Genomic DNA, 13439 nt, shown 5'->3' with positions numbered 1-13439 from the left:
CTGAAATATTTCAGACGGCCTTGTGTTATGTTAAATCCACGTCAAACAAACCGCGCAAAGCATTGCTCAAACAAATCCTTTCAGCGCCTTGCAGCATATCGCGTGTGATGTGGCACTCAAGCACCTTGTCCGTGTACAGATACTGTTGCGGATTGTCCAAGACTTCCTGTCGCATCACGCCGTTGAGAATAGATAAATCCAAAGCAGGGGTGTGCCACTCGCCATCAATTTTGACAAACACATTGCTGCGGCCGCCTTCGAGCAACAGGCCGTCTGAATTAAAGAGCAGCGCATCAAATGCGCCTTGGTTTGCGGCATGTTGCCATGCGTGGTCGAAACGTTCGCGGTGGGTGGTCTTGAAGCGGCGCAGGGCATCGCGATTCGGCAGAATCTCATCGCTGATGATGACTGATTGTCTGCCTGCCAGTTCGGCCAATGGCGCATGTGTAAACACCAGTTCGCCCTTGTTTTCAGGCAGCAGCGCGATTTTCAAACGCTGTGTTTCAGACGGCATCTGCGCCAGATAATCATGGATTTGTGCGGCAAAATCCGTATTCAAAGGCAGATTCAAGGCTTGCGCCGATGCGTTCAGACGGCCTAAATGCCGTGCCAATAAAGCGCATTGGTTTTGCTCGACCCGCAGCGTTTCAAAAATGCCGAAATCCGGCCGCAAATCGGTGAGAAAACGCGCTTTCCAGCCGCATTCTGCCCATTCCGCTTCGGCTTGGCTGTCGATAACAATGCCTGAACCGACACCGTATTCGGCGTGAAAATCAGCGGCGGATGTTTGGTTTTCAGACGGCCTGAGTATCAGTGTGCGGATGACTACGTTCAACACGCCTGCAAAGCCCAAGCCGCTGTCGCAAGGATTGAGAAAACCGATGCTGCCGGTGTATAAGCTGCGCGGCGTGGTTTCAAGCTGATTGATGAGGCTCATGCTCATGCGTTTGGGCGCGCCGGTAATCGAGCCGCAGGGAAAGGCAGCGCGGAAAATATCGGCGGCGCGGGTGTGCGGCTGCGCTTGTGCTTCAATCGCGCTGGTCATCTGCCACACGCTGCCAAACTGCGATACCTTGAACGGCTCCGGTACACACACGGAGCCGGTTTGTGCGATTTTGCCCAAATCGTTGCGCAATAAATCGACAATCATGATGTTTTCGGCGCGGTTTTTCGGGTCGTTGCGTAACTCGGCGGCGCGTTGTGCATCGTGGCAGTCGTTTAAAATCGGCGCCGTGCCTTTCATCGGTTCGGTAGTGATGAGGCCGTCTGAAGCGATGTTGAGAAACAGCTCGGGTGAGAAACACAAAGTCCACGTATCGAGGCCGTCTGAATCGGGCAGGTGGCACAAGGCGGCATAAGGCACAGGCTGGCGCAAGCAGCGGTATAAATCAATCGGGTTGCCGTAGGTATCGAAATGCAGGCGGGTGGTGTAGTTGATTTGATAAGTGTCGCCGCGGCGGATGGCTTCGTGAATCTCGCTGATGGCGTGCAGATAATCAGTTTTAGAAACATTGTTTTGCGGCGTGCTGATACCGCAGAATAGGCCGTCTGAATGCTTGTCGAGCCATGTCGGCGCATCTACCGCTTCGCAGCTGGCGAACCAATGCACGGCCAAGCAGCCGCTGTGTTCGGCAGGCAGGTTCAACAATGGCAAGCCGAAAGCGTAGTCTGCGCCCAACAGCGCAAACCAGCCTTTTTGCCAACCTTGCTGCAAAATATCATCCAGCGTATCGAGCTGCTGCGCGGATAAAAAATGGCTTTGTTGATGATTTTGATAGAATTTTGCCCGACCGGAAACGGCGTCGTCGAGAAGTGCGAAAAAAGGCATGATGACAACAGATAAGTAAATTGATTAGACATTAAGTTTACATGAAACAGCGCACAAACGTCTGTCGCTATAAATTTGTAAGATGGTGTAGTCCGGCAGGGTAGGACGCGGTAAAATAAACATAGAAGGAAATCATACCACTAAAAAACCTTTTCTATGACAGGAGTTGAGATGACAGAAACACAATTGCAACCTTATGAAGCAGTGAAAGCCGATGCGGCAGAAACACAATTAGAAGTATTTGAAAAATCCGTATTGGAATACGAAGGCCAAGTGACTTCGGAAGACTCCAATTCTGCCCCTTTGCCTGAAAGCTATCCTTACCGCCAGCGCATGCGCCGTGCCGTGTATGAGCGTGAAAAGAAAAAGCTGCAAATCGAATTACTGAAAGTGCAAAGCTGGGTCAAAGAATCCGGCCAGCGCATTGTCTGCCTGTTTGAAGGCCGTGATGCCGCAGGTAAGGGCGGCACCATCAAACGCTTTATGGAACACTTAAATCCGCGTGGCGCACGTGTGGTGGCTTTGGAAAAACCAACTACCACCGAACGCGGCCAATGGTATTTCCAGCGTTACATCACCAACCTGCCGACTGCCGGTGAAATTGTTTTTTTCGACCGCTCATGGTACAACCGCGCCGGTGTCGAGCGGGTGATGGGCTTTTGCGAGCCAAACGAATATCTGCTGTTTATGCGCCAAGCGCCTGAATTCGAGCGCATGCTGGTGGCCAGTGGGATCCATTTGTTTAAGTTTTGGTTCTCCGTGAGCCGCGAAGAACAATTGCGCCGCTTCATTTCCCGCCGCGATGACCCACTGAAACACTGGAAACTCTCACCGGTGGACATCCAATCACTCGACCGTTGGGACGACTACACCGAAGCCAAAGACGCCATGTTCTTCCACACCCACACTGGTGATGCGCCATGGACAATTATCCGCTCTGACGATAAAAAACGCGCGCGTTTGAACTGTATCCGCCATTTCCTGCACAGCTTGGATTATCCGGGCAAAGACGAAAAAGCCATCGGCAAAGTTGACGATAAAATCATCTTGTCGCCTAATGTGCGCTACCAACAGCAGCACGTTGAAATCGGTCACGATTAATCTGCGCTGAAGTGATGTTCAAGGCCGTCTGAAACCTGATTGGGTTTCAGACGGCCTTTTGATTCATTGTGTTATGATCAGTGTATTCCAAATTTGTGGGAGGAGTATATGTTTCACAAAAGCTGGCAAACGGTTTATGCAGACATTGAAATTGTGGTACACAACTCATGGAATCTGTTGGGTTCGACGGTGGAAGAAATCCTCATCAACGGACAGCAAGTGCATTATCTGAAGAAAAGTTTTTGGTTACCGCTAAAACGCATACTGGGCTATCGCAAAGATTTTGAAATCAACGGCACACACATCACCGTGAAGGTCGGCAACAGCCCAACCGGCACAAGCGTGGCGTGTCAGATTTTAATTAATGGCGACTATTATCATGGGGACAGGGAAGTGTTGTTTGCAGACTAGGAGGCGGTATGAATCGGCTTTGCTGAGGTGATATTGTGCTTAGAAAAAGCCGGCATGTATGCACATACCGGCTTTTTGTGTGAATGGAAAGTTGTATGGGAAGGGTCAGAATCGGCGTTAATGTGCCTCATCCCAATTTTCCCCCACGCCCACTTCAGCTACCAGTGGCACATTCAATTCACCTTTGGCGACATCGGCCATAATCTCGGGCAGTTTCTGTTTGACTAAATCCAATTCCGATTCCACTACTTCCAGTACCAATTCGTCATGCACCTGCATAATCAGTTTGCTTTGCAGGCCGTCTGAAAGCAGCCATTGGCGCACGTCTTTCATGGCGCGCTTGATGAGGTCGGAGGCGGTGCCCTGCATAGGGGCGTTGATGGCGGCGCGTTCGGCACCGGCGCGGGCGTTGCCGTTTTTGCTGTGGATATCGGGCAGGTAGAGGCGGCGGCCGAATTGGGTTTCGACATAGCCTTGCTGCGCGGCTTGTTCTTTGGTGCGCTGCATGTAATCGGCCACGCCCGGATAGCGGGCGAAGTAGCGGTCGATAAAGTTTTTCGCCGACACGGCATCGATGCCGAGTGATTTGGCAAGCCCGTATTGACCCATGCCGTAAATCAGGCCGAAGTTGATGGTTTTGGCGTAGCGACGTTGGTCGGCGCTGACGTTTTCAGGGGCAACGCCGAACACTTCGGCGGCGGTGCGGCGGTGTACGTCTTCGCCGTTTTGGAAGGCTTCGAGCAGGGTTTTGTCGCCGCTCAAATGTGCCATAATCCGCAATTCGATTTGTGAGTAGTCGGCAGACACAATCACGCTGCCGGCCGGTGCATTGAAGGCACGGCGCACTTTGCGGCCTTCTTCGGTGCGGATGGGGATGTTTTGCAGGTTGGGGTTGTTGCTCGCCAGGCGGCCGGTGATGGCGACGGCTTGGGCGTAGGTGGTGTGTACGCGGCCGGTGCGCGGGTTGACCATTTCCGGCAGCTTGTCGGTGTAGGTGGATTTGAGCTTGGCTAAACCACGGTTTTCCAAGATGATTTTCGGTAATGGAAAATCAGCGGCCAGTTGTTCTAACACGGCTTCGTTGGTCGATACGCCGCCGGACGCGGTTTTTTTCAGGCCTTTGGTCGGAATCCCCATTTTGCCAAACAAGATTTCTTGCAGCTGTTTTGGAGAATTGAGGTTAAACGGCTGACCGGCGGCTTCATAGGCTTGCTGTTCCAATTCGAGCAAGCGGCGGCCGAGCTCGTGGCTTTGGGCGGCCAATTCGGCTTTGTCGATTTGCACGCCGGTGCGCTCCATTTCAAACAACACCTGCGCCACGGGCAATTCCATGTTTTGATAAATATCGCGCTGCTTGTTGTCCATTTGTTTGACCAAATGGTTTTCGATGCGCAGAGCGAAATCGGCATCTTGGCAGGCGTATTCGGTGGCTTGTTCTAAGGCGACATCGGCAAACGAAATCGCTTTCGCACCCTTGCCGCACAAGGATTCGTAGGTCACGGTTTCCAAGCCCAGCCAACGCTCGGCCAGCTCATCCAAGCCGTGTCCCAAATGGCTTTCCACAATATAAGAAGCGAGCATGGCATCGCCGCTGATGCCTTGAAGCGCGATGTCGTAATTGGCGAACACGTGTTGGTCGTATTTCAGGTTTTGGCCGATTTTGTGCAGCGTTTCGCTTTCTAAAAAAGGTTTCAGACGGCCTAATACGTCTTTCAAAGGCAATTGGTCGGGTGCGGCGGCCGGTGTGTGGCCGACCGGAATATACACCGCTTCGCCGGCGGCAAAGGCGATGCTGATGCCGACCAATTGCGCGTTCATGGCATCGAGTGAGGTGGTTTCGGTGTCGAGGCCGATGGTGTGTGCGGCGGTGAGTTTGCTTAATAAGTCGGCAAACTGCGCTTCGGTGGTGATGGCTTGGTAATCCAGCTTGGCCGGTTTTTCGGCTTGGGTGATGATGTGTTCAGACGGCATTTCAGCGGCCAACGCGGCTTGTTCGCCGATGTCGAGATTGCCAAACAAATCATCGCCTTGAGCCGTTTCGCGCAGACGCTCTTCCGCTTCTTTGAGCCAAGTGCGGAAGTTGAGGCGCTTGAATTCGACTGCCAATTGCGACCATTTCGGGGTTTGGCGGCGCAGGCTGTCGAGGCCGTCTGAAAGCTCGCCGTGCAAATCCACATCGGTTTTAATCGTCACCAATTCATACGACAAAGGCAGGCGCGGCAGGGCGGCTTGCAGGTTTTCGCCGACTTTGCCTTTGATTTCAGCTGCGTTGGCCATCACGCCTTCGAGTGAGCCGTATTGCTCCAGCCATTTGACGGCGGTTTTCGGGCCGCATTTTTCCACGCCCGGTACGTTGTCCACTTTATCGCCCATCAGGGCCAGATAATCGCGGATTTGGTCAGGGCGCACGCCGAATTTGGCGGCCACGCCTTCGCTGTCGAGCGTTTCGCCGCTCATGGTGTTGACTAAAGTGACTTGTTCGTTGACCAATTGCGCCATGTCTTTGTCGCCGGTGGACACAATCACGTTCATGCCCGCCTTGCCGCCTTGTTGCGCCAGCGTGCCAATCACGTCATCGGCTTCCACGCCCGGAATCACCAACACCGGCCAGCCCATCAGCCGCACCAGTTCCGGCAGTATTTCCGCTTGCGGGCGCAAATCATCGGGCATAGGCGGGCGGGTGGCTTTGTAGTCGGCAAACATATCGTGGCGGAAATTTTTGCCTTTGGCATCAAACACTACTGCGCAATAATCGTGCACATGGTCGGCACGCAGTCGGCGCAACATGTTCAACACGCCATACACCGCGCCGGTGGGCGTGCCGTCAGGTGCGGTAAGCGGCGCCATCGCGTGGTAGGCGCGGTAGAGGTAAGATGAGCCGTCGACTAACAGCAGGGTTTGGTTTGATGACATGGTAAAGCCTTTGCAACAACGGCGCGTGATGAAACAGGCCGTCTGAAATCTAAGAGAATAAAGTACATTATAAAGGAAAAGACAGCGTTCTTTATATATTGCGGCTGTGGTTTGGCAGGTATATGAAATAACCGCCATAAATTTATGCAATGTTGGGAAATAGTGTCAGATGGTGTATTAATAAATAAGCTAATGTGATGATAGTAATTTAATTTTGAATAAAATCATATATCTGCTGTTAATATAGCTTTTGGTTTTAAGCAAATAACTTTTAGTGCTTTTACTATCCGCACGAATCGGCTAGCATGGCTTGTTTATTTTTATTTGATTGATAAAGGAAATCATCATGGCACGTTTGACTGTACACAATTTGGATACCGTTCCTGAAGCTGCGAAACCACGCATGGAAGCGGTTTTGAAAAACAACGGCTTTATCCCGAATTTAATCGGCGTTTTGTCGAATGCTCCTGAAGCCTTGGCGTTTTATCAAGAAGTCGGCAAGATGAATGCCGCCAACAGTCTGACCGCCGGTGAAGTGGAAGTGGTGCAAATCATCGCTGCCAAAACCAACGAATGCGGCTTCTGCGTGGCCGGCCACACCAAATTGGCGACCTTGAAAAAGCTGATGTCTGAGCAATCTATCCAAGCCGCGCGCGCTTTGGATGCGGGTGCATTTGACGATGAGAAATTGTCTGCATTGGCAGCGTTTACCCAAGCCGTGATGGCGAAAAAAGGCGCGGTAGCCGATGCCGAATTGCAAGCTTTCTTCGATGCCGGTTACAACCAGCAGCAAGCGGTTGAAGTGGTGATGGGCGTGGCTTTGGCGACCTTGTGCAACTATGCCAACAACTTGGCACAATCTGAAATCAACCCAGAATTGCAAGCATACGCTTAATGATTGGTTTGAAATAAACAAAGGCCGTCTGAAATGTTCAGACGGCCTTTGTTTATTGATGATTACGTTTAACGAATCGCGGCCACGCAATCTTTCACCAGCGCAGGGCCTTGGTAGATTAAGCCACTGTATACTTGCACGGCGGTCGCGCCTAAGCGGATTTTTTCGGCGGCGTCGCGGCCTTCCATAATGCCGCCGACACCGATAATCGGCAATGCGCCGTCGATGTGTTCGGCCAATAATTTCAGCACTTGGTTGCTTTTTTCGCGCACCGGCAAGCCGCTCAAGCCGCCTTGTTCTTGCGCTAAGACGTGGTTGCCTAATGACGATTTGTCGATGGTGGTGTTGGTGGCGATGAGGCCGTCCATTTGTATGCTTTTGACCACGTGGGCGATGTCTTCGATTTGCGCTTCGTCCAAATCAGGGGCGATTTTCACCGCCAGCGGCACGTATTTACCGTGTGCCGCGTGTAAGTGCGCCTGTTTGTTTTTCAAGGTTTCCAGCAAGGCGCTCAATTCGTCGCCGCCTTGCAGCGCACGCAGGTTTTTAGTGTTGGGCGAAGAAATATTAATGGCGATGTAATCGGCATGGGCGTAGGCTTTTTCCAAACAAATCAGGTAATCATCGGCGGCATGTTCAATCGGGGTCACGGCGTTCTTACCGATGTTGATGCCCAAAATGCCTTTGTAGCTGCTGGCTTCGATGTTGCGAATCATGGTATCGATGCCGTGGTTGTTGAAGCCCATGCGGTTGATGATGCCTTGATGTTCAGGTACACGGAACAGGCGCGGTTGTGGGTTGCCGGGTTGTGGTTTGGGGGTAACGGTGCCGACTTCAAGAAAGCCGAAACCGAGTGCGCCGAAGGCATCGATGCATTCGCCGTTTTTGTCTAAACCTGCCGCCAAGCCGACCGGATTGGGCAGATGCAGCCCCATCAGTTTGGTGGCTTTGCCGTGGTTGTCGGCCATCGGCATCAGACCGAGTTTGCTGCAGATTTGCAGACCTTTGATGGTCATATTGTGGGTGGTTTCGGGATTGATTTTAAACAGAACAGATCGGGCAAGGGCATACATGGGCAGGCTTTCTCAATAGTGGAAACAATGGCGGTATTTTACCTGAAAAAATGGCTTAGGCCGTCTGAAACAGTTTGTAAGCTGATAATGGTCAAGCTTCTTGTATCCAAACCTGAGGTTTTCAAAGGTTGTGGCCTGATGAATCCACGCTTAAGCAAAAACACACATCAGCTTAAACGAATCTGCTAAACTGTCGGCCAAATTGTCTTGATGAAAAACAAAGGAGAAATCATGTCATACGTTTTCGAGCCGGTTCAGACGGCCGCTTTGCCGGTGGCCGGCAGCAGCGACCAATATTCCGTGCGCCGCGTGTATTGCGTCGGCCGCAATTATGCCGATCATGCGCGCGAGATGGGTTCTGATCCCGACCGCGAGCCGCCGTTTTTCTTTTGCAAACCGAACGACTGCCAATCCATCGTGCCGGTGGCGGCCAATGAAATCGTGGATTTGCCGTATCCGAGTTTGACATCAAACTATCATTACGAAGTGGAACTGGTGGTGGCCATCGGCAAGGGCGGCCAAAATATCCGTGCAGAAGATGCGGAAAGCCATATTTTCGGCTACGCCGTCGGCTTGGACATGACCCGTCGCGACTTGCAGGCGCAAATGCGTGAAATCGGCCGCCCGTGGGAAATCGGTAAAGCGTTTGATTTTTCGGCGCCGATTGGTGAATTGCACCGCATCAGCGAAACAGGTATGCTATCTGATGCGGCGATTGAATTGAGCGTCAACGGTGAAACCAAGCAAAGCAGCAACATCAATCACCTGACATGGAGCGTGGCGGAAACGATTGCCAAATTATCGGAATTGTTTACCCTGCAACCGGGCGATTTGATTTTCACCGGTACGCCCGAAGGTGTGGGCGCGGTGGTGAAAGGCGATACCATTCGCGCGAAAGTTGAAGGCTTAACCAGCATTACAGTGTGCATTAAGTAAGTGTAGGGTTTTAATAAAACAGGCCGTCTGAAAGATGATTGTTCAGACGGCCTTGGTTACGTGGCATCGGTTCGGCGGGTGTCAGATGTCCGGAAAATTAACGCGGCTGTAAAAGCTGCCGTTGATTTGGGTCATGTTGATGTGAAACATGCGGTATGCATGAAATAAGCTGCTATCCGGTGGTGTCGGGTTTTTCCAAAAATCAGCCAATTTGCCTTGATAAGTCATGCCGTCGATGTCGTAGTGTGCCCTGCCCAATACCTTAACCGGCATATTGTGAATCAAGGCGGATAAACCGCTGGTGCTGTTTATGGTCACCATGCCGATGCCGTGGCGCAAAAAAACCGGTAACGGCACATCATGGACATAAACAATCCGCCCTTTCAATCGGGGATGCTTTTTGATAAAACACTTAATCACCCGGCCATAATCAATAAAGCCGCGATCCATCGGATGATGCTTGATGATCAGCGTCACATCATCAGGCGCATGCATGGAAAATGAAGTAAGAACATGCAATAAAAAGCTGCGCACCGTTGAAAAGTCGCAATGGATACGCACCTGACTGTCGTTGAAGACCTGTAGCGGCACCACAAAAAACTTACCGAATCTCCCTGCCTCGATTTGTTTGGCAAAGTTGGCATCTTCAATCCAGTAGCACAGCCGTTTAAATGTGGATAATGACCATAACTTGGCGTAATGGTCCAAATTGAAGGCGCGATGGTGTATATAGTATGGGTATTTTTTACGTCGGCGGTTGGCTTCAATATAGTATCGGGCCGCATTTTGTGCCATGGGCTTAAAGCCACCGGGTACAGGGGCAGGATCTTGATATTCCTGGGTGGCCAATAGAGGAAATTGCGCATTAAAAAAGCCGGCAGTACGTGGCAGCGGAGAAAAAGCATTGACGCCTGATTTTTCTAAGGTAATAAAGAAAGGACGGAAATAGCCTTCTTCAAAAGCCCAAAAATTCACACCGTATTGTTCGCTTACCTGACGTGCCTGCAGGTGATAAGGGCGGGTATCACCGAAGCAGACCACAGCCTGAATGCGGTATTCTTTGATGTAAGTTTCAAGATAAGCTGGGAAATCGTGATAGTTTCCCAGGTAGGCATGAGTATGCGCGATGGTCTCGGGGTAGAAGTATTCATCACCGGCATTAAAGTTGAATTTGTGAACAGTTTTTCCATGGGTATCTGTCAGCCACGCTGCAAAATGCTGAAAAAAAGCCCCGACAGGCCCCTGCAGCAGCAAAATGCGTTCGGCAGTTGCTACTAGTTCATGAAGATAGCTTTTAAATAAATGGTTCATTAGGGTCGTGTACACATAGAAACTGGATAAAAATGGAATGTTGAGTTGTTGTAAGGTTTCCATTTTGTTTATGGCTATGCAGCCGATTGATAAGGATACGATGCATCAGCAGCCAGGTAAAGCACGCCGTTGTTAACAACATGGCATAGCCTGTGGCCGCTGTTGGCATTTACCCGACTAAAGATCGATATAATTGTTTGATTTTACCGATTTGCTTGCTTAACCAGCTTTTATGTAGTCGGCTGTTGTTTTTTTGCAATGCTTTTTGCGTTTTCAATACATCGATGGCGGTAGCGGCATCAATCATACGACGGGTATCCGGGTGGACATAGCCCGGATAGTAAATTAAGGTACCGGCGATAAGCTCCCACAGTTTCAAACGGCGTGTACGGCGTGCAATGGGTAAACGGTCTTCGGTCAAGCCCCAGCCGGCGTAAAACGGCAGCCCGTAACACACCACTTTTTTGCCACGCAACAAGGCTTCAAAGCCGGTGAGCGAGGTCATGGTGTGTACTTCATCGGCGTATTGCAGGCAGGTGAGAATATCGGCTTCGGGGGCGGTTTGATCGGCGTGGCGTGCCATGTCTTCCGCGCTGATGTGGCCGACTCGGTTGCCGCTGACCACATCGGGATGCGGTTTGTAAATAATATAGGCTTTAGGGTTGCTCTCGCGTACGGTGCGGAGCAAATCCAGATTGCGGTAAATTTCAGGCGAACCATGTCGGATGGAGGCATCGTCTTCCACCTGACCCGGCACCAGAATCACGGTTTGGCTGGTGTTGGGCGGGGTAAACACCTGATTACCGACATTGTATTTGCTGATGTGGTGCTCGGTTAGTGCCTGTTGCAGCATGGAGGCCGTCTGAAAATCCTGTTCACTGAAAGCTTGATTTTGCAGGATATATTCCAAGCGTGACGGCGTTTCAGCGTTGAAATAAATTCCCATGTCGTCGGTGACCAAAGACAATGCCGGCACTAAGTTCGACCCCAAACCCACCGAACGGATAAAGCCGTCTTCCATTCTCAATAGCGGTAAGCCACGGCTTTGGGCAAAATCAATCACGGCCTGCTTGCCGTTGCCCCAAGCCAGCACACGCGCATCGGCGGCAAAATCAATGTTTTTCAGCTTTTTAACCGATTTCACAAATTTCAGACGGCATGAAGGCACATTGAAAAACGGCTTCATCACCGCCTGTTTCCACAGCGATATGCCCACACAATACAACTCGCCACGCAGCTTTTCATTCAAGCGGCGGGCGGCGGCTAGATAGTCAATCACATCAAACAGCGTACCGGCCTTGCCCGTATTCGGATTCAGGTAGCGGCTGTATTGCAGGTAAGCCGCGGCAAACAGCTGCAATAGCGAACGTGGCGCACGGCGGCCTTCATCCACCAGCTTTGCAATATCAGGATGACGGTCGTCACTTACCCCCCAGCCGGCATACCACGGCAAACCAAACGTTATCAAAGGCTTGCCGCACAATAAGGCTTCAAAACCCATTTGCGAGGTCACGCAATACACTTTGTCTACAGCTTGCAGCAGCGAAATCGGATTAATGTCTTCAGCCAATAAACGCACACGCGGCTGCTGTGCCAAATCGGTGAGATAACCTTGCTTCTTGCCGCTCAATACATCGGGGTGGGTTTTAACCCAAATTTCCGCATCGGGATTTTCGGCTAAGGCCGTCTGAAACATTTGGCGGAATGTGGCTTCATCTGCGCCGCCATATTGAATCGCCATATCGCCGAAAGTTTGATCAATTACCAAAACAATGTTTTTACTGTCTTGTACGAGGCCGTCTGAAAAATCTGGCGCATGGTTATATTTAGACAAACGGTGCGTCAAAATCAAATCGATTGCCTGCTGTGCTTGGTTAAGCATTTCAGACGGCATATCGGCGGCTAAAACTAACTGCTCCAAACGCGATGGGCGAGTTGTGTCGTAATAGATGCCGATATCGTCGTAAACCAGTGCAAACGGTGGATAACCGGCCACGCCTAAGCCCAGTGAGCGCAAAAAGCCGTCTTCCAATGCGACAAACGGCAAGCCATGTGATTGTGCAAAAGCACGTGCTTGGTGGGTGGTCGGGCGTAAGCCCCAGCCAATGATGGTTTGGGCGTTGAATACGGTTTTGCTAAGTGAATATTCCGGTAGAAATTGCGTAATATTCGGAATTTTACGTATACCGAAAGAGCGAAGAGGAATGTAGGCAGGAATCACAATAAATAGGAAAAAATATTACTGACAATATAATATCTTATTAACAGATTTTGTGTAAATTTTCTGACTATTTAAATATAGTAGAAATTTAGTTAAGTAGGCTAGCTGGTAAAAATTAGGTCATCTTGCTACAAATTACCCACGATGACCTAAAAGTGAAAATTAAAATGTGGCCGCTTCAGCAAGCATCTTACCTGCCAAATCTTTGGTCGATAGGCTTGGTTCGCCCGATAAAGGCCAATTGATTCCCACAGTGGCATCATTCCAAATCAGGGAATGTTCCGCATTCGGGTTGTAATAGTCGGTGCATTTGTAGACAAATTCCGCTTCATCGCTCAACACGTAAAAGCCGTGGGCAAACCCTTCCGGTACCCATAATTGGCGTTTGTTGTCTGCCGATAAAATCTCGCCGACCCAATGGCCGAAAGTAGGGCTATCGCGGCGCATATCCACGGCGACATCAAAGACTTCACCTGATACCACACGCACCAGCTTGCCTTGTGTATTTTCGGTTTGATAATGTAAACCGCGTAACACGCCTTGGCTGGATTTACTGTGGTTTTCCTGCACAAAAGTGCGTTCGGCCACATTTTGGCGGAACCATTCATCGCGGAAGGTTTCCATAAAAAAACCACGCTCGTCACCGAAGACTTTGGGTTCGAGCAATTTGACATCGGGAATACGGGTGTCGATGATATTCATCATGATTTCCTAAAAAGCGTTTCAGACGGCCTCAAAATTGGTAAAAGC

The 13439-nt window shown here is 50.7% G+C and carries 10 protein-coding genes; 4 read left to right on the top strand and 6 right to left on the bottom strand.

The genetic code is table 11. The features are described from left to right. Positions 1-25: 25 nt before the first annotated feature. Complete coding sequence (locus ACM67B_RS10220; RefSeq protein ID WP_416189527.1) at positions 26-1828, bottom strand: bifunctional chorismate-binding protein/class IV aminotransferase; 1803 nt, start codon at positions 1826-1828, stop codon at positions 26-28. Between the two features lie 171 nt (positions 1829-1999). Here ACM67B_RS10220 and ppk2 point away from each other — a divergent pair, with 171 nt between their 5' ends. Both ppk2 and ACM67B_RS10210 read left to right on the top strand, forming a co-directional pair. Further along, on the top strand, positions 2000-2929 hold the full coding sequence (gene ppk2, locus ACM67B_RS10215; protein ID WP_416189526.1) for a polyphosphate kinase 2: 930 nt from the start codon (positions 2000-2002) through the stop codon (positions 2927-2929). Positions 2930-3037: 108 nt separating this feature from the next. Then, on the top strand, positions 3038-3340 hold the full coding sequence (locus tag ACM67B_RS10210; protein WP_416189525.1) for a hypothetical protein: 303 nt from the start codon (positions 3038-3040) through the stop codon (positions 3338-3340). A gap of 117 nt (positions 3341-3457) precedes the next feature. On the opposite strand, the gene polA is transcribed toward ACM67B_RS10210, so the two are convergent. Continuing rightward, positions 3458-6253 (bottom strand): DNA polymerase I, encoded by a 2796-nt coding sequence (gene polA, locus ACM67B_RS10205; RefSeq protein ID WP_416189524.1) that lies wholly within the window; start codon positions 6251-6253, stop codon positions 3458-3460. 346 nt (positions 6254-6599) lie between these two features. Between polA and ACM67B_RS10200 the strand changes: the two genes are divergently transcribed. Further along, complete coding sequence (locus ACM67B_RS10200; protein ID WP_416189523.1) at positions 6600-7148, top strand: carboxymuconolactone decarboxylase family protein; 549 nt, start codon at positions 6600-6602, stop codon at positions 7146-7148. A 68-nt stretch (positions 7149-7216) separates the two neighbouring features. Here the strand turns inward: ACM67B_RS10200 and ACM67B_RS10195 are convergent, their stop codons facing one another. After that, on the bottom strand, positions 7217-8221 hold the full coding sequence (locus ACM67B_RS10195) for a quinone-dependent dihydroorotate dehydrogenase (RefSeq protein ID WP_416189522.1): 1005 nt from the start codon (positions 8219-8221) through the stop codon (positions 7217-7219). Positions 8222-8452: 231 nt separating this feature from the next. Between ACM67B_RS10195 and ACM67B_RS10190 the strand changes: the two genes are divergently transcribed. Further along, complete coding sequence (locus ACM67B_RS10190; RefSeq protein WP_416189521.1) at positions 8453-9157, top strand: fumarylacetoacetate hydrolase family protein; 705 nt, start codon at positions 8453-8455, stop codon at positions 9155-9157. An 81-nt stretch (positions 9158-9238) separates the two neighbouring features. Here ACM67B_RS10190 and ACM67B_RS10185 read toward each other — a convergent pair whose 3' ends face one another. From ACM67B_RS10185 to rfbC, 3 genes are all read right to left on the bottom strand, one after another. Continuing rightward, positions 9239-10468 carry a capsule biosynthesis protein gene (locus ACM67B_RS10185; protein WP_416190564.1) on the bottom strand — a complete coding sequence of 410 codons (1230 nt, stop codon included), beginning with the start codon at positions 10466-10468 and terminating at the stop codon, positions 9239-9241. Between the two features lie 169 nt (positions 10469-10637). Continuing rightward, positions 10638-12689, bottom strand: coding sequence for a capsular polysaccharide biosynthesis protein (locus ACM67B_RS10180; protein ID WP_416189520.1), 2052 nt, complete (start codon positions 12687-12689; stop codon positions 10638-10640). Between the two features lie 162 nt (positions 12690-12851). Further along, complete coding sequence (gene rfbC / locus ACM67B_RS10175) at positions 12852-13391, bottom strand: dTDP-4-dehydrorhamnose 3,5-epimerase (protein ID WP_416190563.1); 540 nt, start codon at positions 13389-13391, stop codon at positions 12852-12854. Positions 13392-13439 lie beyond the last annotated feature (48 nt).

Origin of the sequence: Neisseria sp. CCUG17229 (assembly GCF_047839235.1) — a bacterium.
Lineage (GTDB): Bacteria > Pseudomonadota > Gammaproteobacteria > Burkholderiales > Neisseriaceae > Neisseria > Neisseria brasiliensis.
This window is presented reverse-complemented; position numbering and strand designations above follow the sequence as displayed.

What these genes read in the sequence shown, in the direction of transcription:
- ACM67B_RS10220 (WP_416189527.1), bottom strand. Translation starts at nt 1,828, where the DNA reads ATGCCTTTTTTCGCACTTCTCGACGACGCCGTTTCCGGTCGGGCAAAA.
- ppk2 (WP_416189526.1), top strand. Translation starts at nt 2,000, where the DNA reads ATGACAGAAACACAATTGCAACCTTATGAAGCAGTGAAAGCCGATGCG.
- ACM67B_RS10210 (WP_416189525.1), top strand. Translation starts at nt 3,038, where the DNA reads ATGTTTCACAAAAGCTGGCAAACGGTTTATGCAGACATTGAAATTGTG.
- polA (WP_416189524.1), bottom strand. Translation starts at nt 6,253, where the DNA reads ATGTCATCAAACCAAACCCTGCTGTTAGTCGACGGCTCATCTTACCTC.
- ACM67B_RS10200 (WP_416189523.1), top strand. Translation starts at nt 6,600, where the DNA reads ATGGCACGTTTGACTGTACACAATTTGGATACCGTTCCTGAAGCTGCG.
- ACM67B_RS10195 (WP_416189522.1), bottom strand. Translation starts at nt 8,221, where the DNA reads ATGTATGCCCTTGCCCGATCTGTTCTGTTTAAAATCAATCCCGAAACC.
- ACM67B_RS10190 (WP_416189521.1), top strand. Translation starts at nt 8,453, where the DNA reads ATGTCATACGTTTTCGAGCCGGTTCAGACGGCCGCTTTGCCGGTGGCC.
- ACM67B_RS10185 (WP_416190564.1), bottom strand. Translation starts at nt 10,468, where the DNA reads ATGAACCATTTATTTAAAAGCTATCTTCATGAACTAGTAGCAACTGCC.
- rfbC (WP_416190563.1), bottom strand. Translation starts at nt 13,391, where the DNA reads ATGAATATCATCGACACCCGTATTCCCGATGTCAAATTGCTCGAACCC.